This is a genomic window from Treponema rectale (assembly GCF_014202035.1).
Taxonomy (GTDB): domain Bacteria; phylum Spirochaetota; class Spirochaetia; order Treponematales; family Treponemataceae; genus Treponema_D; species Treponema_D rectale.
This window is the reverse complement of the sequence record NZ_JACHFR010000001.1, coordinates 570,626-596,928: the sequence shown is the minus strand read 5'-3', so window position 1 is coordinate 596,928 and position 26,303 is coordinate 570,626. Positions and strand designations below refer to the sequence as shown.

General features: G+C 40.6%; 26 protein-coding genes and 1 tRNA gene. 12 read left to right on the top strand and 15 right to left on the bottom strand.

The genetic code is table 11. The features are described from left to right. Positions 1–7: 7 nt before the first annotated feature. From sufB to HNP77_RS02495, 8 genes are all read right to left on the bottom strand, one after another. Positions 8–1,432 carry a Fe-S cluster assembly protein SufB gene (gene sufB, locus HNP77_RS02530; protein WP_184651585.1) on the bottom strand — a complete coding sequence of 475 codons (1,425 nt, stop codon included), beginning with the start codon at positions 1,430–1,432 and terminating at the stop codon, positions 8–10. Then, a complete protein-coding gene (sufC, locus tag HNP77_RS02525) occupies positions 1,433–2,320 on the bottom strand; it encodes a Fe-S cluster assembly ATPase SufC (RefSeq protein ID WP_184651584.1) in 888 nt (295 codons plus the stop codon). Between the two features lie 56 nt (positions 2,321–2,376). Further along, entirely contained in the window at positions 2,377–2,793 is a 417-nt protein-coding gene (locus tag HNP77_RS02520; protein ID WP_184651583.1) for a bactofilin family protein, read from the bottom strand. A gap of 63 nt (positions 2,794–2,856) precedes the next feature. Next, positions 2,857–3,318 carry an HU family DNA-binding protein gene (locus HNP77_RS02515; protein WP_281393456.1) on the bottom strand — a complete coding sequence of 154 codons (462 nt, stop codon included), beginning with the start codon at positions 3,316–3,318 and terminating at the stop codon, positions 2,857–2,859. Beyond that, entirely contained in the window at positions 3,239–3,529 is a 291-nt protein-coding gene (gene rpsT / locus HNP77_RS02510; RefSeq protein ID WP_184651581.1) for a 30S ribosomal protein S20, read from the bottom strand. Before rpsT ends, HNP77_RS02515 begins: the two co-directional genes overlap by 80 nt. A gap of 156 nt (positions 3,530–3,685) precedes the next feature. Further along, positions 3,686–3,859, bottom strand: coding sequence for a hypothetical protein (locus HNP77_RS02505; RefSeq protein ID WP_184651580.1), 174 nt, complete (start codon positions 3,857–3,859; stop codon positions 3,686–3,688). A gap of 91 nt (positions 3,860–3,950) precedes the next feature. Next, positions 3,951–4,655 carry a lysophospholipid acyltransferase family protein gene (locus HNP77_RS02500; RefSeq protein WP_246428841.1) on the bottom strand — a complete coding sequence of 235 codons (705 nt, stop codon included), beginning with the start codon at positions 4,653–4,655 and terminating at the stop codon, positions 3,951–3,953. A 102-nt stretch (positions 4,656–4,757) separates the two neighbouring features. Further along, positions 4,758–7,208: a helicase C-terminal domain-containing protein gene (locus HNP77_RS02495; RefSeq protein WP_184651578.1), complete on the bottom strand. Its 2,451-nt coding sequence runs from the start codon at positions 7,206–7,208 to the stop codon at positions 4,758–4,760. A gap of 257 nt (positions 7,209–7,465) precedes the next feature. On the opposite strand from HNP77_RS02495, the gene HNP77_RS02490 reads away from it, so the two are divergent. The 12 genes from HNP77_RS02490 (at position 7,466) to HNP77_RS02435 (ending at position 20,680) form a co-directional block, all read left to right on the top strand. Next, positions 7,466–8,383, top strand: a complete 918-nt coding sequence (locus HNP77_RS02490; protein ID WP_184651577.1) for an L-lactate dehydrogenase — start codon at positions 7,466–7,468, stop codon at positions 8,381–8,383. A gap of 161 nt (positions 8,384–8,544) precedes the next feature. After that, complete coding sequence (gene fumC, locus HNP77_RS02485; RefSeq protein WP_184651576.1) at positions 8,545–9,936, top strand: class II fumarate hydratase; 1,392 nt, start codon at positions 8,545–8,547, stop codon at positions 9,934–9,936. Between the two features lie 227 nt (positions 9,937–10,163). Next, positions 10,164–10,973: a CoB--CoM heterodisulfide reductase iron-sulfur subunit B family protein gene (locus tag HNP77_RS02480; RefSeq protein ID WP_184651575.1), complete on the top strand. Its 810-nt coding sequence runs from the start codon at positions 10,164–10,166 to the stop codon at positions 10,971–10,973. Continuing rightward, a complete protein-coding gene (locus HNP77_RS02475) occupies positions 10,966–11,361 on the top strand; it encodes a 4Fe-4S dicluster domain-containing protein (protein WP_184651574.1) in 396 nt (131 codons plus the stop codon). Before HNP77_RS02480 ends, HNP77_RS02475 begins: the two co-directional genes overlap by 8 nt. A 10-nt stretch (positions 11,362–11,371) precedes the next feature. Beyond that, entirely contained in the window at positions 11,372–13,387 is a 2,016-nt protein-coding gene (locus HNP77_RS02470; protein ID WP_184651573.1) for a CoB--CoM heterodisulfide reductase iron-sulfur subunit A family protein, read from the top strand. Positions 13,388–13,459: 72 nt separating this feature from the next. Further along, entirely contained in the window at positions 13,460–13,900 is a 441-nt protein-coding gene (locus HNP77_RS02465; protein WP_184651572.1) for a hydrogenase iron-sulfur subunit, read from the top strand. Next, positions 13,888–14,865 carry a 4Fe-4S dicluster domain-containing protein gene (locus HNP77_RS02460; RefSeq protein WP_184651571.1) on the top strand — a complete coding sequence of 326 codons (978 nt, stop codon included), beginning with the start codon at positions 13,888–13,890 and terminating at the stop codon, positions 14,863–14,865. Before HNP77_RS02465 ends, HNP77_RS02460 begins: the two co-directional genes overlap by 13 nt. Beyond that, the gene (locus tag HNP77_RS02455) at positions 14,865–15,896 is read left to right on the top strand and encodes a 4Fe-4S dicluster domain-containing protein (RefSeq protein WP_184651570.1); all 1,032 of its coding nucleotides are present in this window, start codon (positions 14,865–14,867) and stop codon (positions 15,894–15,896) included. The genes HNP77_RS02460 and HNP77_RS02455 overlap by 1 nt, the downstream gene beginning before the upstream one ends. Before the next feature lie 58 nt (positions 15,897–15,954). Further along, a complete protein-coding gene (locus HNP77_RS02450; RefSeq protein WP_184651569.1) occupies positions 15,955–16,785 on the top strand; it encodes an FAD/NAD(P)-binding protein in 831 nt (276 codons plus the stop codon). A gap of 65 nt (positions 16,786–16,850) precedes the next feature. Continuing rightward, positions 16,851–17,540, top strand: a complete 690-nt coding sequence (locus tag HNP77_RS02445) for a 4Fe-4S dicluster domain-containing protein (RefSeq protein ID WP_184651568.1) — start codon at positions 16,851–16,853, stop codon at positions 17,538–17,540. A 122-nt stretch (positions 17,541–17,662) separates the two neighbouring features. Next, a complete protein-coding gene (locus HNP77_RS02440) occupies positions 17,663–19,306 on the top strand; it encodes an FAD-dependent oxidoreductase (protein ID WP_184651567.1) in 1,644 nt (547 codons plus the stop codon). Between the two features lie 159 nt (positions 19,307–19,465). After that, on the top strand, positions 19,466–20,680 hold the full coding sequence (locus HNP77_RS02435) for an aspartate-alanine antiporter-like transporter (RefSeq protein WP_184651566.1): 1,215 nt from the start codon (positions 19,466–19,468) through the stop codon (positions 20,678–20,680). Positions 20,681–20,845: 165 nt separating this feature from the next. Here HNP77_RS02435 and HNP77_RS02430 read toward each other — a convergent pair whose 3' ends face one another. The 7 genes from HNP77_RS02430 to HNP77_RS02400 form a co-directional block, all read right to left on the bottom strand. Beyond that, positions 20,846–21,154, bottom strand: a complete 309-nt coding sequence (locus HNP77_RS02430) for an AzlD domain-containing protein (RefSeq protein ID WP_184651565.1) — start codon at positions 21,152–21,154, stop codon at positions 20,846–20,848. Then, positions 21,144–21,866: an AzlC family ABC transporter permease gene (locus HNP77_RS02425; protein ID WP_184651564.1), complete on the bottom strand. Its 723-nt coding sequence runs from the start codon at positions 21,864–21,866 to the stop codon at positions 21,144–21,146. The genes HNP77_RS02430 and HNP77_RS02425 overlap by 11 nt, the downstream gene beginning before the upstream one ends. An 80-nt stretch (positions 21,867–21,946) precedes the next feature. Beyond that, positions 21,947–22,018 (bottom strand) — tRNA-Glu (locus tag HNP77_RS02420). A gap of 93 nt (positions 22,019–22,111) precedes the next feature. Beyond that, on the bottom strand, positions 22,112–23,365 hold the full coding sequence (locus tag HNP77_RS02415; protein WP_184651563.1) for a tetratricopeptide repeat protein: 1,254 nt from the start codon (positions 23,363–23,365) through the stop codon (positions 22,112–22,114). Between the two features lie 248 nt (positions 23,366–23,613). After that, positions 23,614–24,681: a flagellar filament outer layer protein FlaA gene (locus HNP77_RS02410; protein WP_184651562.1), complete on the bottom strand. Its 1,068-nt coding sequence runs from the start codon at positions 24,679–24,681 to the stop codon at positions 23,614–23,616. Positions 24,682–24,807: 126 nt separating this feature from the next. Continuing rightward, on the bottom strand, positions 24,808–25,263 hold the full coding sequence (locus tag HNP77_RS02405) for a GerMN domain-containing protein (RefSeq protein ID WP_184651561.1): 456 nt from the start codon (positions 25,261–25,263) through the stop codon (positions 24,808–24,810). Next, complete coding sequence (locus HNP77_RS02400) at positions 25,260–26,303, bottom strand: N-acetylmuramoyl-L-alanine amidase family protein (protein ID WP_184651560.1); 1,044 nt, start codon at positions 26,301–26,303, stop codon at positions 25,260–25,262. Before HNP77_RS02400 ends, HNP77_RS02405 begins: the two co-directional genes overlap by 4 nt.

The following is a 26,303-nucleotide window of genomic DNA, read 5'->3' as shown; positions in this document are numbered from 1 at the left end:
CGCCTCCCTACATTGAACCTTTCATTTCAAGCTGAATGAGATTATTCATTTCTACAGCATATTCCAGAGGAAGTTCCTTACTTACAGGATTTGCAAAACCAGAAACAATCATGGCACGAGCTTCATCCTCAGGAATTCCACGGCTCATAAGATAAAATATAGCCTTATTCGAAATACGTCCGATTTTTGCTTCATGACCTATATCACAGTCATCAGTACGGATATCCATTGCAGGAACAGTATCACTACGGCTTTCAGAATCAAGCATAAGGCTGGAACAGTCAACGCTGGCTTTAGAATGAGACGCCCCTTCCATAACCTGAATCGATGACCGGTAAGTACATATACCGCCGCTTTTTGATATGGACTTTGTATTTATGACTGTAGAAGTATTCTTTCCGATGTGAATCATCTTTGCACCGGTATCAAGGTTCTGGCCTTCTCCTGCAAAAGTAATCCCTGTAAATTCACAGGAAGCATTATCTCCCTTAAGTATTGTTGTCGGATAAAGATAGGAAATATGACTTCCAAAACTTCCGCTTACCCACTCCATGCGGCCGTTTTCTTCTACTACAGCACGCTTGGTGTTAAGGTTATACATATTCTTAGACCAGTTTTCTATTGTTGAATACCTTAATCTGGCATTCTTCTTAACATAAAGTTCAACACAACCGGCATGAAGATTTGCAACGTTATATTTAGGAGCTGAACATCCTTCAATAAAGTGAAGGTCTGCCCCTTCATCCACGATAATAAGGGTATGCTCAAACTGTCCTGCTCCGGCAGCATTAAGACGGAAATAAGACTGCAGAGGAATATCTACTTTTACTCCTTTTGGAACATACACAAAACTTCCGCCAGACCAGAGGGCTCCATGAAGGGCTGCAAATTTATGATCAGAAGGAGGAACAAGATGCATGAAATATTCCTTAACCATCGGTCCCCATTCTTCACTCTTAAGGGCACTCTCAAAATCTGTATAAATTACGCCCTGCTTAAGAACTTCATCCTTTACGTTATGATATACCAGTTCTGAATCATACTGAGCTCCAACTCCTGCAAGGCTCATGCGCTCTGCTTCAGGAATCCCCAGTTTTTCAAAAGTATTCTTTATATCATCCGGAACATCCTGCCATTTTGCAGCCATGTCCGTTTTAGGTTTTACATAAGTTACGATTTTCTGAATATCAAGATCACGGATATCCGGACCCCAGTCAGGTTCCCTGATTTCATTATAAAGACGGAGAGACTTAAGCCTCCATTCCTTCATCCATTCAGGATCCCCTTTTTCTTCCGAGATTTTCTGCACTATAGATTCATCAAGTCCTGCACGAATCTTATAAAAATCTTCATCACTTTCTTCATAACGAAAGTCATACAAAGATCTGTCTATATCAGCAACCTGAGATTTTTTTTCAGGAGTTTCACTCATTTAGTTTGAGCCTCCGTTAATACTTTTCTTAACCTCATCCATAGAAAGGCCCTCCAGTTCACGGGCTGCATTTGCCTTTACGGCATCCATAGCATTCTTTGCAGCAGCAGCCAGCTTTTCCCTGCGTTCAGCATCTTTAATTTCCTGAGGAATAAACTGGTCGAAACCTTCTTCATTTATTTTCTGAACTAAAGAACCGTCTCCAGAATGAACAATACGTCCCTTTACCATGATGTGGGTTCTGTCAACCTTAAGGCTCTCAAGGATACGTGTAGAATGAGTAATAATCAGAAGCGAACCGCCTGTTGATTTCTGATATTCCTCAATTCCCTTTGAAACCGTACGTACGGCATCAACATCAAGACCGGAATCAGTTTCATCAAGAATGGCAAGACGAGGTTTAAGCATGAGAAGCTGAAGAATTTCACTCTTCTTTTTTTCACCACCGGAAAAACCGACATTAAGGTCTCTTTCCGCATAGGAATGATTCATATTCAAAATATCCATGCAGCGCTCAAGTTCTTTCTGAAATGCAAAAAGCTTAACCTTTGTTCCGGATACCTGAGTCATGGATGAACGGATAAAACTTTCAAGAGAAATTCCCGGTACTTCAAGAGGCTCCTGAAAACTCAAAAAAATTCCTTTTTTTGCACGTCCATCAGCAGAAAGCTCCGTAACATCTTCACCGTTAAAAAAAATTTTTCCGCCGGCAATAGAATACTCAGGACTTCCCATCAGGGTATAACCGAGAGTTGACTTGCCTGCACCATTAGGTCCCATCAATACATGAGTCTCCCCGGGTGCAATATCCAGAGAAATTCCGTGAAGAATAGACTTATCACCTATATTTGTACTCAAATTATCAATTTTTAAGAGAGTTTCTGCCATTTTAATTTCCTTACACATGAAATTTACCTAAAAAAACAACATCAAGCAATTTTTTTTCAGTGAATATCAGATGTTTTTATTACAAGAGAATTTTTATATTCATCTGATGCAAGAGAAAATATATCTTCATCAGGATTTCCGTTTTCAAGCATTGAAACCTGACCTTCGAATTCAACATTTTCTGCAATACGGATTCTTGAAGTACTGATATCTCCTTTTACTGAACTGCCGGAACACAACTCAACACTTTCAGAACCCTCAATATTTCCCTCTACAGTTCCTGAAACAATAACGGAAGCTGCAGAAATTTTATCAACCTTACAGACTGCATTTCTGTCAATTTCCAAAGCTCCCGTAGCTTTTATAGTACCGGTAAATTTTCCAGTTATAACGAGATTATCCGTAAATTCGAGTTCACCTTCAAAATCAGTTTCTTCCCCAAATACGGTTATATTTCCACTTTCTTTTAACATGAGTCTATTCTACAAATTTACAGCTTTTCTTTCAATAATGCCCTATATAAGGACTAAAATATTTCAAATATCAGAATCTACAGGAATATCCGACAACTGTTTCTTTAATTCCTGCCCGGGCTTAAAAACAGCCGTATATCGGGAAGCAACAGAAAGTATTTCCCCAGTTTTGGGATTTCTGGCCTTTTCCCGTCCCTTTCTGAGGCGAATGTCAAATGAACCGAATCCACGAAGTTCAACAGTATTCGCAGCCGCAAGATTGATTTTTAACTGTTCAATAAATGATTCTACAATAACCTGAATGACTTTACGCTCACAGGATGTATTCTGATAAACTGACTCAACCAGATCAGCCCTGGTTATCTTTTTTCCTGCCATAACGACTGCAAATCTCCATTCCGGATAAAAAAAAAAGAATGCTGTGTTACCAGCATCCTTCTCATTCTTACTCAGCTGCTGCAGCTGAAGCAGCGAATGTAACGTTGTAAAGTCTTGCCATGCGGCTCTTCTTACGTGATACAGCATTACGCTTCATAACACCTTTGCGTCCGGCATTATCAAGTTCAGATTCTACGGCTCTCAGATTTTTAAGAGCAAGTTCCTGATCTTTCTTCTGAACTGCTTCAAGATATTTTCTTACGCTTGTATGCACTTCAGATTTAACTGCCTTATTGCGAAGGTGACGAACTTCACTTTCAGCATGTTTCTTTTCAGCAGAAGTCTTTTTTGTAGCCAAAGGAATACCCCCATAAAAAACTTTAATGATGATATAATAATGCAAAAGTATGGTCAAGTAGCAAACATGCACCCGGCCACAATAAAAAAAGCCCTCCTAATCACGGAAGGCTTTTCTACAGTTTGCAATCTGTTTCTTTTAGTAAAAGATTAAGAATTATTTAAAATCCTTAGGTCTGCGTTCTGTGCGCTTGCACTTTGAACATTCAGCAATATTTCTAACCCTGCCGTTGTCACAAATTGTCTTCATTACAATTTCACCACCACAATCAGGACAGATAAATTTCTGAGTTGCAACAGTTGTACGAGAGTTTTTACTGGCTCCTGCCATGACTATCCTCCAAAATAAAAATATCGATATTGCGTCAGAATATACACGATTAAAGAACCCTCGTCAATATCCTGCCCCTGTTATACCATACCTAAAGTTCTGCAGAATCTTCTGCCATACCCCGCCACTTATCAAGCTGAGCCTGAATAAGAACCGGAGCTTCCTCAAGTATCTTTTTTTCCTCATCCTTAGAAGAAGGTGCATCATAAATTTTAAGAATTTTCACCCTATACGCACCTCTGTGCAGGTTCTTAAAAATATCATCTATTCTTGAAAGTTTCCATCCTCCGTCCAGTGCGCAGACTACAACAGGCAGACGTACAGTTTCTTCAAGCCTTCTAAAACCGGCTGAATAAAACTGTCCCAAAGAACCGTCACGACTTCGGGTTCCCTCTGGAAAAATTATCGGGTTCTGCTTTCTTACAAGCATTCTTTTTCCAAAATCTTCAATAGAACGCATTGCAATTCCTGCTCCGCCTTTTCTCGGAATCATGCAATGTCCCTGACTTCTGAGCATTTTTCCAACCATTGGAACTTTTCCAAGAGCATCCTTTGCAACAAAGCGTACTATCCGTTCAGGATAAAAATACTTAAGGAATACAACAATATCAAGAAGACTCTGATGATTGGAAATTACTACGAAATGCTCAGGCAGATTATCCTTTGGCCCGCCGATAAAACTGAATTTCCGATACATTTTAAGGATGGCAAAAAAAATACGGGAGGTTCTGTTCGTTATGAAATCAGACCAGAAAACAGCTGCCCTGCGGCTGAAGGGATAACATAAACACAGCATAAAAGTCGGAAAACTCAACGCTGAAAATGCCAGAATCAATGTGAATAATGAAATCATGATGTTCAATCCTATCAAAAATCTGTTTTTTAGTACATAGAATCCCTAGTTTCCGAGAAGCTTCGTTATTTCCTTTACAATATATTCTAAAGGATTATAAAGCCGCCTTGTCTGCGGAACGCTCCGTGTAAAAAGTTTGCCGTAGCGTTTTTCTACTATCCTTCTGTCTAAAACAACTACAGCTCCCCTGTCATCAGACCTGCGCATCAATCGTCCGAATCCCTGCCTGAACTTAATGACAGCCTGAGGAACACTCAGCTCCATAAAAGACGACCCGCCCCTTTTTTCGACAAGTTCACTTCTGGCTGCAAACACAGGATCATTCGGAACAGAAAAAGGCAGTTTTACTATTATTACCTGACTGAGACTGTCTCCCGGCACATCAACCCCCTCCCAGAAACTGTCAGTGGCAAACAGCACGCTTTCTTTTTCATTCTTAAACCTTTCCAGCAGCCTGAACCTGTCATCATCTCCCTGTTTTAAAACAGTAAAACCGGCTTCCATTAATTTAAGCCCGGCACTGTTATAAGTATTTTTCAGAGAATCATGAGAAGTAAACAGAACTAAAGTCCTTCCCTCCGCTGCAAAAATCAAACGGGGAACAGTCATCTCCACATAACTCTGAAAAGCAGGATCATCAGGCATTGGAGCATCATTAGGCACGGCAAAAATAACATTAGTACTGTAAGGAAAAGGGGACGGAAACTCTCCTTCCAAAACCTTATCTGTTTCAAGGAAAGAAATACCAGTCCGGCGTTTCCAGTAATCAAAAGTATCTCCTATCCGCAAAGTTGCACTTGTACATACAACACTGCTCATAGGTTCAAAAACACCTCCGTTCATAAGGGGAGCTATATCAAGAGGAGTCTGGGTAAACTGAACGAACTCCAGCATATCTTCACCGGCATTTCTCGGAGGAATCTTTTTTAACTGAAGCCAGAACACCTGGTCATCATGCTCATTCCAGGAAATGAAATTCCTGCATAGCGTAACCATGTCTTCTATACGCCTTAATACAGTCTTTGTTTCCCAAACCGCAGGAAGTTCCTTTTCATCGTCATCCAGGTCCTCAAGTGCCTTCCTTATATTTGCAATAAAAATTTCAGCTGAAGAGGCAAGCTTTTCTATCTGTTTGAAAACAACCGTAAAACGCCCGCAATCTGATTCATTTATACGGCATGTGTACTCACCGTTCATTGCAGAAATGGAACACTGATCAAGGGCTGTCAGGGCTGTCCTGACTTTTTCAATATCCTCACCTGCCTGGGCCAGAAACTCAGGATCAGGAACAACAGCAGATGCCTGTACGAGAAACCCGACGGAATTTCCCCTGAAATTTCTCAGAAGAAGACCAAGCTGCTTACTGATTTTAAATCTGTTTATCGTTTCACTGAAAAAAGAAGTTGCACTGTCTTCTATTCCATGGGCTTCATCAAAAACAATGCGTTTGTATGGAGGCAAAACGGCGGCATCTTCATACCCTACGCCATTCATGCGGCTTTCAATATCTGCAAAAAGAAGATGATGGTTTACGACAATGAGATTTGAATCCGCAGCCTCTTTCCGGACCTTCATTACAAAGCACTGTTCCCTGTACGGACACCTTCCTCCCAAACAGGCATCACTTTCGCTGTTCACCCTTGTCCATACAGAATCCGGCGGCATGAAGCTTAAATCAGAGCGGCTTCCCGTAGAAGTTGTCTTAGCCCAATCTGCAATCCTGTCAAAAATTTCAGTATCCTCACTGAAAAGATCCCTTTCCTTACCGGCTTCCCCCAGTCTTCTGAGACAGATGTAATTCTGCCGGCCTTTCAGAAGGATGGATTTTATATCAGTTCCAAGGATTTTCTGAGCCATGGGAATGTCTTTTTCAAAAAGCTGCTGCTGAAGATTAATAGTTCCTGTAGAAAGAACAACCCGTTCTTTATTCTTTACAGCCCAGAGAATTGAAGGAATCAGATACGCAAAACTCTTTCCTACTCCGGTACCTGCCTCAAAAACTCCGGTTTTAGCTTCATTGAAGGCCCTGACAATACTTTTCAGTAATTCCGTCTGACTCGGACGTTTTTCATAATGATCAGACAAGGCTGCAAGAGGTCCGTTTTCTGAAAGATACCCTGCAGTCTGTTCCTCATCAAGAAACTCTGTTTTTTTTGGCTTTACAGGCTCTACAACGACATAAACATCAGAAACATCATTATTTACAATATAAAAACCTAAAGACGTATCATTCGCATTAAGGGCTATATTCTGATCTGCCTCACTGGGAAACAGAACTCCGCTGGGATGATTATGAATGAGTACGTGACCTTCCCTGGCAACAGAATCGTTGACTATCACGGAATCTGAATTTCCCCTTGAGCCGACCCTGACTCCAGTTATAAGACCATCAGCATTTATAATGCCGGACCAGAAAACTTCATTTCCTCCGGCTTCCTTAATATCCCGCTGCATCGCTGTTATGACCGGGCGGGCAAACCTTTCGTGTACATTCATAATTCAAAGATGATTATCATCTATTCTTAAAATAATGTCGAGTTACTTAAAATAAAAAAGAATTCTGTGATAATATTCACAAGAAATATTTATCATTGTGAAATATATCACATAAAACCTCAGTATTTCGTCAGGCGGGATATATAAGTTCATTTTTTTCAACTAAACCCTTAACAATCGTCATTTTTTGAATTACAATAGCGGTGTTGTTTGCTTATTTATTATGCGACATTTCATGAGGTTTTAGGAGATATTTTATGGCTAACAAAATTACTATCATCGGTGCAGGACAGGTAGGAAGCTCAATCGCTTATGCACTTTCACTTAAAGGAACTGCCACAGAAATCGTTTTGATTGACATTGATACAAAACGTGCTATGGGAGAAGCAATGGACATTCGTCAGGGAACACCTTACATGAACCCTGTAAACATTCACGAAGGTTCCTATGAAGACGCAAAAGGTTCAAATATTGTAGTAATCACATCAGGTGTTGCCCGCAAACCTGGACAGTCACGTCTTGAACTGGCTCAGACAAATGTAGACATAATGAAAAGCATCATTCCTCAGGTAACAAAAGCCTGTCCTGATGCAATCTTTGTATTCGTAGCAAATCCTGTAGACGTTCTTACATATCAGTTTGCAAAAACATCAGGCATTCCTTCAGACCGCATCATCGGAACAGGAACCCTTCTTGATACAGCACGCCTCCGTACCCGTCTTGCAGACGACTGTGGTGTTGCACAGCCAAACGTACACGCATACGTATTCGGAGAACACGGTGATTCTTCATTCGTACCTTGGTCCCTTGCAAACATCGCATCAATTCCTGTAGACAGATTCCCTGCACAGGTAAAAAAAGATGATGTTGAGACTTACGTACGCAAATCAGGCGGAATCATCATCGAAGCAAAAAGATGCACAAACTATGCTATCGGCGTAACGACAGCAGAACTTTGTGAAATCATTAAGCACGACAGAACCTGCGTAACAAGCGTTTCAACTGTTCTTGACGGTGAATACGGCATTAAGGATGTTGCACTCAGCATTCTTACAAAAGTATGCGGAAAAGGCGTTCAGGGCCGTCTTGAAGCACCTCTTACAGATACAGAGCTTGCTTCCCTCAGACACAGCGCTGACTGTCTTAAAGACGTTATCAAGCAGCTTACTTTCTAAAGCCGGGAAAAGTTAGCAGATGTTAAGATTTTTAAGAAATTATTCAATTGATTTTAATACTGCCTGCATTCTATTATAAACAATAAGTCTCAGAGAGGTTGTTCATACAGGACAGCCTCTTTAGCGTATATGAATACGATTCAGAAAACGGGAGTAATTTTATGGAGAACTATCGTATTGAACATGATTCCATGGGAGAAGTAAAAGTTCCTGCTGACAAACTCTGGGGAGCTCAGACTGAACGCAGCCATGAAAACTTCGAAATCGGAGTTGGAATCGAAACCATGCCAAGGGAAATAACAAAAGCCTTCGGCTATCTTAAAAAGGCTGCAGCAATGGCTAACAATGCCCTTAAGCCTGAAAAAATGACGGATGAAAAACTCAAGGCAATTTCACAGGCCTGTGATGAAGTAATTTCGGGATCCCTTAATGAAAACTTTCCGCTCGTTGTATGGCAGACAGGTTCTGGAACTCAGAGCAACATGAATACGAACGAAGTTATTGCAAACAGGGCTAACCAGATTGCAGGAGCAAAACTCTGTCATCCGAATGACGATATTAACATGAGCCAGTCTTCAAACGACACCTTCCCTACAGCAATGCATATTGCTGCAGTTGTAGAAGTTGAAGACAAGCTTTTCCCTGCAATTGATACTCTCGTTGCAACCTTCAAACGCCTTGAAAAAGAAAATGAAGGAATCGTTAAATCAGGACGTACCCACCTTCAGGATGCCGTACCGATTCAGTTCAGTCAGGAAATTTCCGGCTGGAGAACTTCTCTTGAAAGAGATAAGGAAATGATTGCAGCAAGTCTTCCTTACCTCAAGCAGCTGGCTCTCGGAGGAACGGCAGTAGGAACAGGTCTTAATGCACCTGCAGGATTCGATGTAAAAGTAGCAGAAAAAGTTTCTGAACTTACAGGAAAAGACTTTGTTACTGCACCGAATAAATTCCATGCTCTTACCTCAAAGGATGAGATCACTTTTACTCACGGAGCTCTTAAGGCACTTGCAGCTGACCTCATGAAAATTGCAAATGATGTAAGATGGCTGGCTTCAGGACCAAGAGACGGACTTGGAGAAATTCATATTCCGGAAAATGAACCGGGTTCCTCAATCATGCCTGGAAAAGTTAACCCTACTCAGTGTGAGGCAATGACAATGGTTGCCGTACAGGTAATGGGTAACGATGCAGCCGTAGGATTTGCCGCATCTCAGGGTAACTTTGAACTTAACGTATTCATGCCTGTTATTGCATATAACTTCCTTCAGTCAGTACGCCTTCTTGCTGAAGTAATCATCAGTTTCAATAAGAACTGTGCTGTGGGAATTACTGCAAACAAAGAAAAAATGCATGATAACCTTTATAATTCACTTATGCTGGTTACAGCTCTCAACCCTTATATCGGTTATGAGAACGCTGCCAAAACTTCACATCTGGCATACGAAAAGAACATTTCCCTGAAGGATGCCTGCGTTCAGCTCGGTTTCCTTACACCGGAAAAGTTTGATGAAGTATTCCATCCGGAAGAAATGGCTGGTGTTAAAAAATAATACCTGAAGAAAACCTTTTTTACGGTACAAAGCCTGAGAAAAGGTTTTCTTGACTTTCCTTTCATGTCTGTTCCGCTCCGGCTGAACGGAACTCTGGCAGAAAAAGGATAAACTGATTTTGTATCTGCTAAGGAGAAGGATACATTTTCAGGTAAAAAAAATAATGTGGCTGTGTGTTATGTCCTTATATGCATAATACACAAGTATTATCTATGAGGATGTAAAAGATGGAAAACATCACTTATTCTTACTTCCCTGGATGTACGCTTAAAAACAAAGCTCTTGATCTTGACATGTATGCAAGAAAATCTGCAGAGGCTTTAGGCTTTACATTGCAGGAAATTCCTGACTGGCAGTGCTGTGGAGGAGAATACCCTCTCTCAAAAGATGAAATTGCAACAAAACTTTCATCTGTAAGGGCACTTGCTGCTTCCCGCGATGCAGGACAGGAACTGGTTACCCTTTGCTCAGCATGCTACAACGTGCTTAAGCAGGTAAACAATGACATGGTTACGGATGAAAACGTAATCCTTAAGGTTAACAATTATCTTAAAACTGACGGAATTCAGTACAACGGCGAAACAAAAGTACGTCACTTCCTTGAAATTCTTCGCGATGTAGTAGGATGGGACAATGTAAAGGTTGCCGTAAAAAATCCGCTGAAAGGAAAGAAAATCGGTGCATACTACGGATGTCTTCTCCTCAGACCTGGAAAAGTCCTTCAGCTGGATGATCCTGAAAATCCTCAGCTTCTCGAAGACTTCATTAAAGCCATAGGTGCAACTCCGGTAATTTATGCACAGCGCAATGAATGCTGCGGTGCTTATACAATGTTTGAAGATCCTTCAATTCCGGAAAAACGTGCAGATGCAATCCTTACAAACGCACAGGATCAGGGTGCAGAACTTCTTGTTACAAGCTGTCCTCTGTGCCGTTACAACCTTATAAAGAATTCAAAAGGCTCAGATCTCAAGGTCGTTTACTTTACTGAACTTCTTGCTGAAGCACTCGGTGTAAAGGAGGCTGCAAATGCTTAAAAGCGAAATCGAACTTGCAAAAAGCCAGATTCTTGAAATCAGCGGTGTTAATCCAAAAAAATGCATGGTCTGCGGAAAGTGCTCAGGTACATGTCCTAACTATGATGCAATGGAATATCATCCGCATCAGTTCGTACAAATGGTTGAAAATGGAGAAATAGAAAAACTCCTTGAATCAAAATCAATCTATGCATGCATGAGCTGCTTTGCCTGCCTTGAACGCTGCCCGCGTCAGGTTGAACCGGTAAAACTTATTGAAGCCGTAAGACAGTTTGTAGAAAGAAAGAAGGAAAACCTTCACCTTAAGGCAGAAATGGTTCCGCCGGCACTTGATGAAGATATGCCGCAGCAGGCTATTGTCAGTGCATTCAGGAAATACAAGAAGTAAGGAGTGACAGATGGAAAGAATTGGTGTTTTCGTATGTCACTGCGGTACAAACATTGCCGGAACAGTTGACGTAGAAAAAGTGGCTGAAGAACTTGGAAAAGTAGACGGAGTTGTTTACTCAACTCATTATACTTACATGTGTTCTTCTGCCGGACAGAAAATGATAGAAGACCGCATAAAGGAAGACAAACTCACAGGTGTCGTACTGTGTTCATGTTCTCCTCGTATGCATGAAAAAACATTCCGTGCCTGTGCGCAGAGAGCCGGATTGAACCCGTTCAAGGTAGAAGTTGCAAATATCCGCGAACAGTGTTCATGGGTTCTCAAAGACATGGATAAAGCAACTGAAAAAGCTATTGCATTAGGTAAAGCTGCAGTTGCAAAAGCTATTCTTGATACACCTCTTACAGAAGGTGAAACTCCGATGACAAAACGCGCCCTGGTAATCGGAGGCGGTATTGCAGGAATCACTGCTGCTCTTGATATTGCAGACGCAGGCTTCCCTGTAGACATCGTAGAAAAGAAAACTACAGTCGGCGGTAAAATGGCTATGCTCGACAAGACATTCCCTACCCTTGACTGTGCTTCATGTATCGTTACTCCAAAAATGACGGAAGTAAGCCAGAATCCGAACATTCGTATTCTCTCTTATTCTGAAGTCGTAGGTGTAAGGGGATACATCGGTAACTTTGAAATTGACATTAAGAGATATCCGCGCTATGTAGATGAAACAAAATGTACAGGCTGCGGTGCATGTATCGAAAAATGTCCTAATAAAAAAGTTCCTAACGCATTCAATCTTAACCTTAATAACAGAAAAGCAATCGACATTCCGTTTGCCCAGGCAGTACCTAAAGTTGCAGCAATTGATGCATCTTACTGTCTTCATATGAAAGGACTTGCAAACGGAAAAGACAATGTCTGCGGTTTCTGTGAAAAAGCCTGTGCCGCAGGAGCAATTAACTTCCACCAGCAGGAAGAAATCCTTACTGAAAAATACGGTGCAATCATCGTCGCAACGGGATACAATCCTATTGATCTCAAGAAATTTGATGAATACGCATATTCACAGAGCCCTGATGTTGTTTCATCCCTTGAATTTGAACGTCTGTGCAATGCATCAGGTCCGACAAACGGACATCTTCTCCGCCCGTCAGACGGAAAAGAACCAAAGAACATCGTATTCGTACAGTGCGTAGGTTCACGCTGTTCTGCAGATTCTACAAAGGGACATGAATACTGTTCTAAAATCTGCTGTATGTATACTGCAAAACACGCAATCCTTACCAGAGATCATTATCCGGATACAAACTGTTATGTATTCTACATTGACGTACGTACTCCTGGTAAAAACTTTGATGAATTCTACCGCCGTGCCGTTGAGCAGTATGGCGTACATTACATCAAGGGTCAGGTTGGAAAAGTAACACCGCTTTCAGACGGAACTTTAGACGTACAGGGTTCAGACCTTATCCTCAACCGCCAGGTTCACATTAAGGCTGACATGGTAGTTCTCGCAGCATCAATTGAAGCTGACAAGAGTGCACGCCCTCTTGCAACGATGCTTACCACATCAATGGACAACAATGACTTCTTCCTTGAAGCTCATGCAAAACTCCGTCCTGTTGAATCTCCGACAGCCGGAATATTCCTTGCCGGATGCTGCCAGGGTCCTAAAGACATTCCTGAAACTGTTGCTCAGTCATCAGGAGCTGCAGCAAAAGCAATCTGCCTCCTTGTTAAGGATAAGCTTAAGAGTGACCCTTGCACTGCACATCCTAACGAAAACATGTGTAATGGATGCGGACAGTGTGCAAATGTATGTCCTTACGGAGCAATTTCTTACGTTGACAAGGACTTCCGCGGCCCTAACCGCACAACGATTACGCGCCACGTATCACAGGTAAACAGTGCAATGTGTCATGGATGTGGTGCATGTACAGTTGCCTGTCCATCCGGTGCAATGGATCTTCACGGATTCAGCAACGCTCAAATCATGTCGGAGGTTGATGCAGTATTCAACTGACAGTGAGCCCTGCCCTTATGGTATTTTCCAAAAGGGCAGCTTCCTACTCAGTTTGATTTCTGTAAGAAAATTATGGAAAACGAAAACAAAAACTGGACGCCTAAAATCGTAGCGTTCTGCTGCAACTGGTGTTCATACGCCGGTGCAGATCTGGCAGGAAACAACCGTCTTGAATATCCTGCCAACGTAAAAATCATAAGAATTCCATGCTCATGTCGTCTTAACCCTATGTTTATTCTCAGGGCATTTCAGAAAGGCGCAGACGGAGTAATTTTGTGCGGATGCCATCCAGGTGACTGCCATTACTCAACCGGTAATTATTTTGCCCGCCGCAGAATGACTCTTTTATTCAGCATGCTTAATTTCCTTGGTGTAGAAAAGGAAAGAACCCGTGTTGAATGGTGTTCAGCTGCAGAAGGCGTACGCTTTGCCGGCCTTATGAACGATTTTGTAGCAAAAATCACTGCTCTCGGAGAGAACAAACGCCTGGAGGATTTAAGATGCAAGAATTAACTTCAACTTTAATCGCTAAGGCAAAAGAACTCCTTTCTTCCGGAAAAGTTCAGAAAGTAATCGGATGGAAAAAAGGTCTTTTTGATGAAGATGTTACACCTGCAGCATTTACAACTGCAGAAGAACTTGAAAACGGTTTTGTTTTCAATAAGTACTGTACTGCAAACCTTTCAAAGTACCTTGTTAAGATTACAAGAGACATTGAAACTGCAAAATCAACGACACGCATGAACAACACTATGGCTAAACAGCGTGATCCTAATGCAGAAGACAAACCTATTCCACAGGAAGTTGCAGCTGTATTCCTTAAGCCGGGTGACACCTACTCATTTACCCAGCTTCTTAAAGAAAACCGTATTTCAAGAGATGATGTTTACGTAATCGGTATTCCGTGCAGCTGTACCCTTGATGAGAATGTTAAGGAAGGTGAAGGCTGTGATCACTGCCACAACAAGAAACATATTCTCTATGATGAACTCATCGGAGAAGATGGAATTGTTGCAGACGAACACCGCTTTGATGAAGTTGCACGCATTGAAGCTATGGATCCAAAAGAAAGATTTGAATTCTGGAGAAACGAACTTTCCCGCTGTATCCGGTGCAATGCCTGCCGTAATATCTGTCCTGCATGTACATGTGAAAAATGTGTATTTGACAATAATGACCTGTATACATCCCAGAAAGTTGCACAGACTGATTTTGAGGAAAATCTGTTCCACATCATCCGCGCATGGCATGTTGCAGGACGCTGTACAGACTGCGGTGAATGTTCAAGAGTATGTCCTCAGAACATTCCTCTCTATCTTCTCAACCGTAAGTTCATCAAAGACATAAATGAAATCTATGGTGAATATCAGGCAGGAAGTGACATGGAAACAAAACCGCCTATGCTTACCTTTACAACAGGTGACGCAGAACCAAGCATTGTTGCAGATCGTGATCCTATAAAAGGAGGTGACGAATAATGTTTGCTTTACAGCAAGATAAAATCGATTCACTTTTTGAGCTTATTTCAGCTTCAAAAGCACTCTATATTCCGGTTGATTCAGACAAAGGTACTGCAGATTTCAAAAGATGGTCTGCAGGAACAAAACTTTCATCAGCCCTTAAAACCGTTCGTTCTGCAAAGGATTTCTTTTTCCCTAAAGCAGAAAAACTTGTTGAATATAAGAAAAACGGAACAACCTTCGAAGTTGTTGATCCAAGAAAAGAAGTAGAAGACTTCGTTGTATTCGGTGTACGTGCCTGTGATGCAAAAAGTTTCTCTGTCATCGATGCAGTTTACCTCAACATGGATCCGGTTGATTCTTACTATAAGAACCGCCGTGACCATGGCACTGTAATCACCCTTGCATGTAATGAACCGGCAAAAACCTGTTTCTGCTCAACCTACAATATTGATGCAGCAGAACCGGCCGGAGATGTAAGTGCATGGCTTGCTGATGGAAAATACTATTTCAAGGCAAATACACAGAAAGGTGAAGCATTCATTGAAAATGCAAAATCACTTTTGAGTGATGCAGATGAAAAAGCCGTTGATACGCTTAAAAAAGACATCAAGGCTAAAATCGAAAAACTTCCTTTTGCACATCTGGATATGTCAAAATTCCAGGGCAAAGACATGCTTAAAATCTTTAACTCAAAAATATGGGATAAAGTATCAGAAACTTGTCTTGGCTGCGGAACCTGTACTTATGTATGTCCTACATGTATGTGCTTTGACGTTCGGGATTTCAAGAATGGAAATGAAGTAAAGCAGGTACGCTGCTGGGATTCATGTATGTATCATGATTTCACCCAGATGGCTGCTGCAAATCCACGTCTTACACAGAAAGAAAGAAGCCGCCAGCGCTTCATGCACAAGCTCATGTACTACCCTATGGCACATGAAGATGTATTTGCATGTGTAGGATGCGGACGCTGTCTCGAAAGCTGTCCTATTAACATGAACATCGTAAAGGTTATCAAAGCTGTACAGGAGGCCGATGACATTTAGTCTGCTGCAATTCCCACAGTTAAAGTGGGAATGCGTTGACTGAATTAAGGAAATGCGTATGGAAACTAAAGAATCATTTATTCCTTATGTAGGAAAAATCATCGACATCAGGCAGGAAACTCCGGATGTTAAAACTTTCAGTGTCGTAGGTCTTGACGGAAAAAAACTCTTTGAACACATTCCAGGTCAGTGTGCGATGCTCATCGTACCTGGTGTAGGAGAATCAATGATCTCAATCACATCATCTCCTACTCTTACGACTCATATGGAATTTTCAATCAAGAAATGCGGTCACGTTACGGAATGGCTTCACAATGCAGAAGTGGGTCAGACAATATGTCTCCGCGGACCAATCGGAAACGGATTCCCTGTAGATACAAAGCTTAAAGGCAAGGACATTCTTGTTATTGCCGGAGGTATCGGTATTGCACCTGTTCATTCTGTAGTAAATTACATGATGGATCATCGTGCAGACTACGGAAAAATTCAGGTTATTTACGGTTCACGCTCAATGGCTGACCTCGTACGTCTTGATGAAATGAAAAACGTATGGATGAAACAGCCGAACTGTTCCATTGATCTTACAATTGACCGTGCAGAAGACGGATGGGACGGACACGTTGGTTTTGTTCCTCCATTCGTAACAGAATGCAATCCGGACCCAAGCATGACCGTTATCATGTGTGGACCTCCAATTCTTATCCATCTTTCACTGGACGCACTTAAAAAACTCGGATTTAAGGACGAGCAGGTTTTCACTACGATGGAAATGAGAATGAAGTGCGGTATCGGTAAATGTGGAAGATGTAATATCGGTGACAAGTTCGTATGTAAAGACGGTCCGGTATTCAGTTTTGACCAGTTAGGAGAACTTCCACCAGAATATTAATCCATATCGGGTATTCACGGTTGCTGAATACCTGAAAAACTATCTGTTATGTAAGGAGAATAAAAATGGCTGAACAGGAAATGGCTACTGTTTATTTTTTTGGAAAAAAATATGAGGTACCGGCTGCACTCACTGTTATGAACGCAATGGAATATGCCGGCTACCAGCTTAAAAGAGGATGCGGATGCCGTAACGGTTTCTGTGGTGCTTGTGCTACAATTTATCGTGTAAAAGGTGACAACCAACTTAAGACATGTCTTGCATGTTCACAGAAGGTTATCGACGGAATGTATGTTGCAACACTTCCATTCTTCCCTCTTGTAAAGCAGATTTACGATATTAATAAGATTAAACCGGAACAGCAGCTAATGATGCAGCTTTACCCTGAAATTTACTCATGTGTAGGATGCAATGCATGTACCAGAGCATGTCCTCAGAGTCTTAACACAATGCAGTATATTGCATATGCACAGAGAGGTGATTTCAAGGCTTGTGCTGACCTTTCATTTGACTGTGTAATGTGCGGATGCTGTTCATCACGCTGCCCTGCAGGAATCAGTCATCCACAGGTTGCTGAACTTGCCCGCCGTATCAACGGTAAATATCTTCAGCCACAGAGCCAGCATCTTCTTGACCGCGTTGCAGAAATTGATTCAGGTGCATGCGAAGAAGCAATCAAGAAGTTCGTTGAAATGTCCACAGGTGATTTGGAACAGATTAAAAATCTGTACAATAACAGGGAAATCGAAAAATAAATGTTTCAGTGGTTGAGCAGGTCGAAACCACAATGATATACAAACGGTCATTTCGACATTCCTGACAAAATACTTTACAGGAAGTGTGGAGCTCAATGACCCGCATTATGGAGATAAACATTATGTACGGAAACGAATTAGACGAAGCAGCTAAAATCGTAGCTGCAAAGCGCGATGAAAACCTTAAATTCGAGCATGCACGTCTTACTGCAGACGAAAAGGATGATCTTCTTAAGAAGTTCCATCCGGATCGCATTGCTTCCCAGTTCTCTGAACTTAAAATAGGTCCAAACAAAGGACAGAAAGCACCTGTAGAACTTACACAGATGCTTCAGGCAAAACCACGTTTTGAACCGGAACAGATTGACCTTACCCACGTTGATTACGAATCAGACGTTCTTGTAATCGGTGGCGGCGGAGCCGGAACTTCAGCTGCAATCATGGCTTCAGAAGCAGGTGCAAAAGTTCTTCTCGTTACAAAACTTCGCGTAGGTGATGCAAATACAATGATGGCAGAAGGAGGAATCCAGGCTGCTGACAAACCTAATGATTCACCAGCTCAGCATTATCTTGATGCCTTTGGAGGCGGACACTTTGACGGTAAACCGGAACTTGTATACACACTTGTAAATAAAGCCCCTTCTGTAATCAAATGGCTTAATGATCTTGGAGTTGAATTTGATAAGACTGAAGACGGAACAATGGTTACAACTCACGGAGGCGGAACCAGCCGCAAGCGCATGCATGCCTGCAAAGATTATTCAGGTGCAGAAATCATGCGTACCCTTCGTGATGAAGTTCTCAACCGTCCGGATTCAATTACAGTTGTTGACTTTACATCTGCAATCGAAATCATCAAGAATGAGAAAGGTGAAGCCTGCGGTGCAGTACTCATCAATATGGAAACAGGAGAACTCCGCATTGCAAAAGCAAAGGTTGTAATTATTGCAACCGGTGGAGCCGGCCGCATGCACTATCAGGGATTCCCAACTTCCAACCACTACGGAGCAACAGCTGACGGTCTTGTAATGGCATACCGTGCAGGCGCAAAACTTCTTTATCAGGACTCTCTTCAGTATCACCCTACAGGTGCTGCTTATCCAAGCCAGATTCTCGGAAAACTTGTAACAGAAAAAGTACGTTCCCTCGGTGCAAAGCTTATTAACAAAGATGGAACTGTTTACATTCACCCTCTTGAAACACGTGACGTAAACGCATCCGGCATCATCCGTGAAGTAAAAGAAGGACGCGGTGTAGATAATCCCGTACAGCCTGCTGTATGGCTCGACACTCCAATGATTGAAATGATTCATGGAGAAGGAACTATCCTTAAATCAATTCCTGCAATGTACAACATGTTCATTAAATACGGCATTGACATCAGAAAGGAACCTATTCTTGTTTACCCTACACTTCACTATCAGAACGGTGGCGTAGAAATCGACAAGACCTGTCATACAAACGTTGCAAACCTTCTTGTTGCCGGTGAAGCTTCTGGAGGTGTACACGGAACAAACCGTCTTATGGGTAACAGCCTTCTTGATGTAGTAGTATTTGGACGTGAAGCAGGTATTGAAGCAGGAAAAATGTTCTCAGGAATTAAACTTGCTGATACTTCAAAAATGAATCTTGACCATGTAAAAGCTTTCGAAAAAGAAAGAGAAGCAGCAGGAATCAATGATGATGTTGTTTCTCCAAAACTTCTTCCACGCTATACACATGGAAATCCTGAATTTGAAAAAGTAATTCCAGGTGCAAGCAAATAAAATAAATAAATGATTTATTTATCCGTGAAGCAGGTTATGTACTATGCTTCACGGATTTTTTTTATGTAAATCAAAGATTCACAGGCTCTAAAAAAGTAAAAAAAAGCACTTATTGAATAAAATCTTCATATATATATAATAATTTGCAGAGGTTATATTATGACAGCTTATTTGTATCAATTATGCAATGCTGCATTGGGATTCATATTTATTGTTTTCGCAATCGGAGCATTAGGTTACCTTATCGGTGGAATAAAAATCAAAGGTATTGAACTTGGAACAGCAGGTGTACTTTTAATTGCCCTTCTTTACGGTGTCCTTATAAATTTTTACCCGCATTTTTCAATAGGAGCTTCCAATGGAGGCGGAACAATTACACTGTGGTCAGATTCCGTAAAAAACAACTTTGGAATCGTTTCTAAAATCGGTACAGCACTTTTCGTTACCGCAGTAGGACTTATTGCAGGGCCTAAATTCTTCCGTTCATTCAACAGAAGTACCCTCTCTTACATTATTCTTGGAGTTTTGATTATAGCAATCGGTGCAGGAACAGCAATTCTCTTTGTTCTTCTCGATAAAAACATGAGTTCTTCAATGGCTGTAGGCCTTCTTACAGGAGGACTTACTTCAACCCCTGGTTTCAGTGCCGGAAAGGAAGTTATCGGTGTAATAGAAGATGATGTAACGGCTGGTTACGGTATTGCATATCTTTATGGTGTATTGGGTGTAGTTTTATTCGTTCAGCTTGTTCCAAAAATCTTAAAAGTAAATATGGCTGAAGAAGTAGCACACTTTCAGGCAGCAAATCAGATTCAGATCCCACAGCCAGCAAAAGCACTTACAGCAATTGATCCTTTCGGCTTCTTTGCATTCTTTTTTGCAGTTGCATTAGGATGCCTTATAGGAGCAATCAAGATTCCTGTAATCAATTTTTCACTTGGAAATTCCGGCGGTTGTCTTATAGGTGGACTCATTGTAGGACATTTTGCACATTTAGGCGGAATTGACTGCAGAATAAAAAAAGAAACACTTAATTTCATGAGGGAACTTGGTCTTGTTCTCTTCCTTATTGGTGCAGGAGTTCCTGGAGGAGTAAACTTCATTTCTAAGTTCAAGTGGATTTACTTCATTTATGGAGCAGTTATGACTACAGTTCCAATGATCGTAGGATATATAATTGCACGCTATGTATTTAAGCTCAGTATCCTTAACAATCTTGGTTCAATAACAGGAGGCATGACATCAACACCTGCATTAGGAACGCTTATTGCAACAGCAGGAACAGATGAAGTATCTTCTGCCTACGCTGCAACTTATCCTTTTGCTCTTGTATCAATCGTACTTGCAGCAAAAATTGTAATAATGGTGTTCTAAAATACCTGACATAAATACGTCGAGTCAAGGCACGCTAACGCTTAAAGCCTTGACTTCGCCGTTTTGAGGGTTTGTACTAAACCCTCAATAAAACCCCTGAAACCACTTTTTTTATGAAAATGGTTTTCAGGGGCTTTTTTTTTTAGAAAATAAAATTTAATAAAATCAGCACAAGATTAATTCAAGAACATAAAGAGCACAACAGGAACCGGCTGCAGTTATAAAAAGATTTGCTCCTAAAAAAGAAAGAAGTACTCCAACTGCAAATGAAGCTATACCTGCAGCAAGAGAAGCTGAAGCTTCAATCATTGCCGGAAAAGTCATAACAGAAAGTGTTACATAAGGTACATAATACAGAAATGACTTTATGAAAGTATTTGTAACATTTTTCCGCATAAACAGAAGTGGAAGTACCCTAATTGCATATGTAACTGCTGCTGAAACCATTATATATACATAAATATTATTTTTCATCCTGAGTATTCTCCTCATTTCTCAGAGGCTTTACAAGAGCCATTACGGCAGAAACCGTAACAGTAAGGATTACAGTCCTCATGCCTGCTCCTATATTCCTTATATACGGAAGTACTCCACATAAATAACTTAAAAGAAAACTGGAAAAAACACATAAAGCAAGTACGCGATCTTTTTTTGCAGGAGGTATAACAATAGCAAGGAACATTCCAAAAAGCGCAACAGACAGTGCACTTACAATCCTTACAGGTAATACAGTTCCTGCACAGACCCCCAGTGCCGTAGCCACAGACCAGCTTGGAACAGTAAGGGATATTACACCATATGTATAAAACGGACTGAAGTTTTTTTGTGAAACAGAAAGTGCAAAAATCTCATCTGTAATTCCAAACCCTGTAAAAAACCGATGAATAACAGATACAGATGGCAAAAACTTCTGACTTAAAGAACAGCTCATTAAAAAATAACGGATATTGATTATGAAAATAGACAGGGCAAGCTCTGCATATGTAACACCTTCTCTGATCGAGGCAAACAGTGAATATTCACCGGCAGATGCCGTATTAAGAAGGCTTGCAAGAAAGCCCTGAAAAGCAGACAGGCCTGAATTACGTGCAACAATTCCCAGTGAAAATGCTACGGCAAAATAACCTGCTGCAACAGGAATACCGTCTTTTAAGCCTTTAACATAAAAATGTACATTATCTTTCATATTAAACCGAAAATAGAGTTCAGGTAATACCGGATAAAAATAAAAAAACCGCTGATTCAATAAAGAACCAGCGGTAATCACATCTCCTACGGGAATTGAACCCATGTTGTCGGGATGAAAACCCGATGTCCTAACCACTAGACGAAGGAGACATACAGCGCTTGCTGAATGATTAGATAATATACTTTCTAATAATTTTAGTCAATAGCAAAATGAAAAAAAATTAAATTTTTTTTCATTTTTTTTTACATGCCCATATCAAACTTTTCAATTATCTTCTTCTTAAGATTTACAATATCATCATCCTTCAGGCCTAACTTTTCTGCATTATCAATATCTTTCAGAGCTTCTACATAATTGCCAAGGTTAAAATATGCAAGAGAACGTCTGTAATAAACATGACTTTGATAAGAATCAATCTCAAGAGAACGATTAAAACAGTCTATTGCCTCTTCATGCTTATTCTGAATGCTGTAGACGATTCCTTCATAATATAAAGAACGGAAACTTTTTGGATCGCTTAAAATACTCTGCTTAAAGTCAGAAAGCGCTTCATCATACTTTCCCTGAGCAAAATACGCCATTCCCCTGTGTTTAAAGATGACCCCCATAACAACTGGCGGAGGTACGGGAACTGACTCAAGAATCCTTGTATAAATAACCTGAGCTTTAGAAAAATTACCGATATTGTGTTCGTGAAGTGCAGAAAGGACAAGATCATCAATACTGGCATTTTTATCTATCTTAACCTCATCAGAATCTGAAGGACTGCTCTTTGAAGCAGAACTTCCAGGAAGCAGTACCTCACTGGTAAGATCATCTGCCTTTTCATAAAAAGTATTCCTTCTTGTTCCAATTTCATACTGCAACTTATTCTGATAGTCACGAATTTCCTGAAATATCATGTCGGCAAGTGTAAGACTTGCATTAATTGATGCCAGTTTTCTTCTTAAAGGTTTATCAAAAGGATTAAACTCTGATTTATAAATAAGTTCATGTTCAACTTCTGCCCATGCGTCCTGAAGAATTGTTCTTATCTGAATCTCACAAACTGTATCTTCAGGAAGAACAGGCTGTTTGGTATCAGGCATACAGTCTTCCGGAATCTTTACCAGAATATGTATTGATTCATAACCAAATTCTCTAAAAGACTGCTCTGCCCCTTTTTTTTCTATTTCCTTTACGTCGAAATTCTTACAAATCTGATTCTGAACATCAGCCAGATCTTCCAAAAATGCACAGATAACTCTAATCCCCATCATGTCCGTAAGCGTAACAAAATTTGGATTATCATCTCCAATCTGATCATTTTTCTGACGCAAAATCTTTTTATAATAACTTCCAAAAGATTTAATTCTGGTTTTATATGTCGGTTTCGAATTTAAATGAATTACGTCCTTTAACCGTGCTTCAATTTTAGTAAGAACTTCCGTAAAAACGGTATTATAAGAACTGTAAATTAAAGAAAGCCGTTCTTTATTTGGAATTTTTCTGTCCATATTTATTTCTCGCGTAATAAAATACCCGGTTTTATATAACCGGATTAAAATGATTTGCTTATATTTTTATCAGGTAAAATAAATTATAACCTAATTCAGAATAAAATCCACTGCAAAAAGAAATTAATTCTACAAAGAAAAATATTGTTTTTAAAATACTTATTTTTTAATAAAAAAAGTGTCTGTGCTAAAATGCAGATGATACAAAAAAAAGCCGTCCGGAAGGACGGCTTTATATAAATTACAACTTATTTTGCTGCACCAGTAGAAGACTGAGCGTTAGAATCTGAATTTTCTTCAAGTGAAGAAGAGAATTCATTTTCTGTAGCCATCTTTTCTTTTTCAATATAGCGGTTAACCTGCTTGCTACCGAACTTGTTCATTTCTGAACTCTGGCGATCACGTTCTTTCTTTGTAACGATCTTCCAAAGGTCTTCATCATCAATATCACGATCAGATGAAAGAACTGCAAGGTCATAAATAATCTTTACATCCTTAAAGTAACCGATGTAGTTATCACCATCATCGCTTGCATCACGTGTAACCTGGAATCCGCAGAACTTTACAAATGGAAGTCCACGTGGATAGATTGGATAGATTCTGATTTCACGTGTACGAACTTCTGAAATATAATCAGGGTTGTTCCATACAAGAGTCTTCCAACCATCAAAGAAAAGGTTACCCATAAGATAGCGGCGTTCAACGTTATCATTATCCTTAAGAAGAACATAAAGCTGGTGTGGATAATTCATACCCATTGTTGTTACAGCTATAGATTTCAATGTTCCTACATTCTTTACAAGACCATAACCATCTTCAAAAAGGTATTTTCCTTTCTGTTCATCAGTTGGCTCACCACGGTTTCCGTCAGCATCTGCATCTGCTAATGGTTCATATGCCTGAATTTCGAACGGTGGAACGATTTTTGCATTAGCGTTATTGTTCCATGTCGGGAAAAGAACACGTACACCCATTACGTTCTTTCCTGCGAAAGGAACATCTGCACTTTCTTTTACTGGTGCTGCTACAACCTGTGAAAGAGCAACACTTGTAACATTCTGTGCTGATGAATTGAGAACAACTTCCCAGTTAGGCAAAGCCAAAGAAGTTCTCATAAGTGCTTTCTGATCACTGGTAAATGTTGCACCAGCAGCTACAGAAAAATCCATTACAGTTCTGCTATTTTCTTTAGAGTTTCCGTTTTCATCGGCACAACAATCAGCGTCAAGCTGTGTGAAATCAATAAGTGTTGATTCCTTTGCGAAACCGAAACCTGCTAACATAGCAGCGGCAGTTAAAACTAAAATCTTCTTCATTCGAAGCTCCTCTTATTACACATTGATGTAGCCTTGTTATGTAAGTATCTCTTAACTGAAAACTTTTGTCAACTTATTTTTGAAGCCGAATCAAATGCCGCACTTCTAAAAAAGCTGAATTCCAGATTAAGGAACTTCATGCCCATCAATATATAAATAAATTTTATCCAAATTTGTGAAATTCTTCACAATATTGTATCTGAACAGGCTGATGTTGCTTTCAACATCAAAAGTCTCGCCGGAATACGACAAGGCTTCCCTGCTGAGTCCTACATGAAGGTCCCTGCCCTTTTCCAGACAGAACTCTACGGAAGTTCCCCTTGGAAAAATGCGCCTGCTGCGGTTTGTAAGGGGACCAAGAAGCAGGTCATCGATAAAACAGCAGATTTCCCCCTGCACGGGCTTATCCGCAAGGTAACGAACTTCAACAATCCTTGAGCTTTTATCATAGGAATTAAAATAAAACACTCTTCTGTCCCTGCGCGGTGAAAAACCAAACTGTATGAGAGAATAAATAAGCGAACCTGCAAATACCCCTATTGCAACAAGGGGTATCATTTTTTTTATCTTCTGACCGTTCATTTTACTCCGGTAAATCCTCTTGAGCGTTCAAAATGTTCTACAAACGCCTCTAATCCATTATACATACCAAGAGAAAGCTTTTTCAAGTACTCGTCATCTGCAAGAAGGGCTGCTTCTTCAGGATTTGTAAGAAAACCTGTTTCTATAAGAACACTCGGCATCTTTGCATTTCTGACGACAAACCATTCTTCTGCCTTAATTCCCCGGGAAGAACTGAGTTTTCCTACCTGAGAAGCAATTCCGTCAAGAATAAACTTTGCAATCAGTATTGATTCCGTAGTATATTCTTCCTCCATCATGCTGTTCAGGATAGGTATCAGGGACTGGTCTCCCTCAACGGTTTTAGAATCAATGACCGAACGCCTGTAGCCTGGAGAAAGATACCAGACCTCATATCCGGAGGCAGTTTTGTCCAGACTGGCATTTACATGAATTGAAACATAAAGAATAGCTTCATTTTCTCCAAGCTTTACGGAATTAGCAATCTCCGTACGCTGACTCAGGGAAAGAAAAACATCCGTACTGCGGGTCATAAGTATTTTTTTTGAAGGATAAGCCTTTCTAAGCCGGTCATAAAGCTTAAGTCCGACAGAAAGATTCACGTCTTTTTCGACAACCTTTATGTTTTTTCCGTTTATTTTATGGGTCGCACTTGCTCCCGGATCTTTTCCGCCGTGTCCCGGATCTATGAGGATTGCACCGATTCTATAGGGATTTCCGGTTTCTTCAACATTAAAAAAATCCTGAGCATTATCAAGATACTTCTGACCGGCTAAAAGAATACTGCCTTCAAGCCTCGGATTTGCGCCATCCAGAAATTCTCCTTCATCTTTTACAGAAGGAATTCCTCCTGCCGTAGAAAAACTGATGAAATGCCCTTCCTTTTCAAGAGCCCCGGTTGCATTCAGAGGATTATAATATACTTCAACCCCGGACTTTTCTGCATACTCAAGAACATTCACGTCTGAAGCATGAATATTTCCTGCAAACAAAAGAAGAAGAGAAACCGATGCTGTAAAAATACGACCGTTCACTGACAT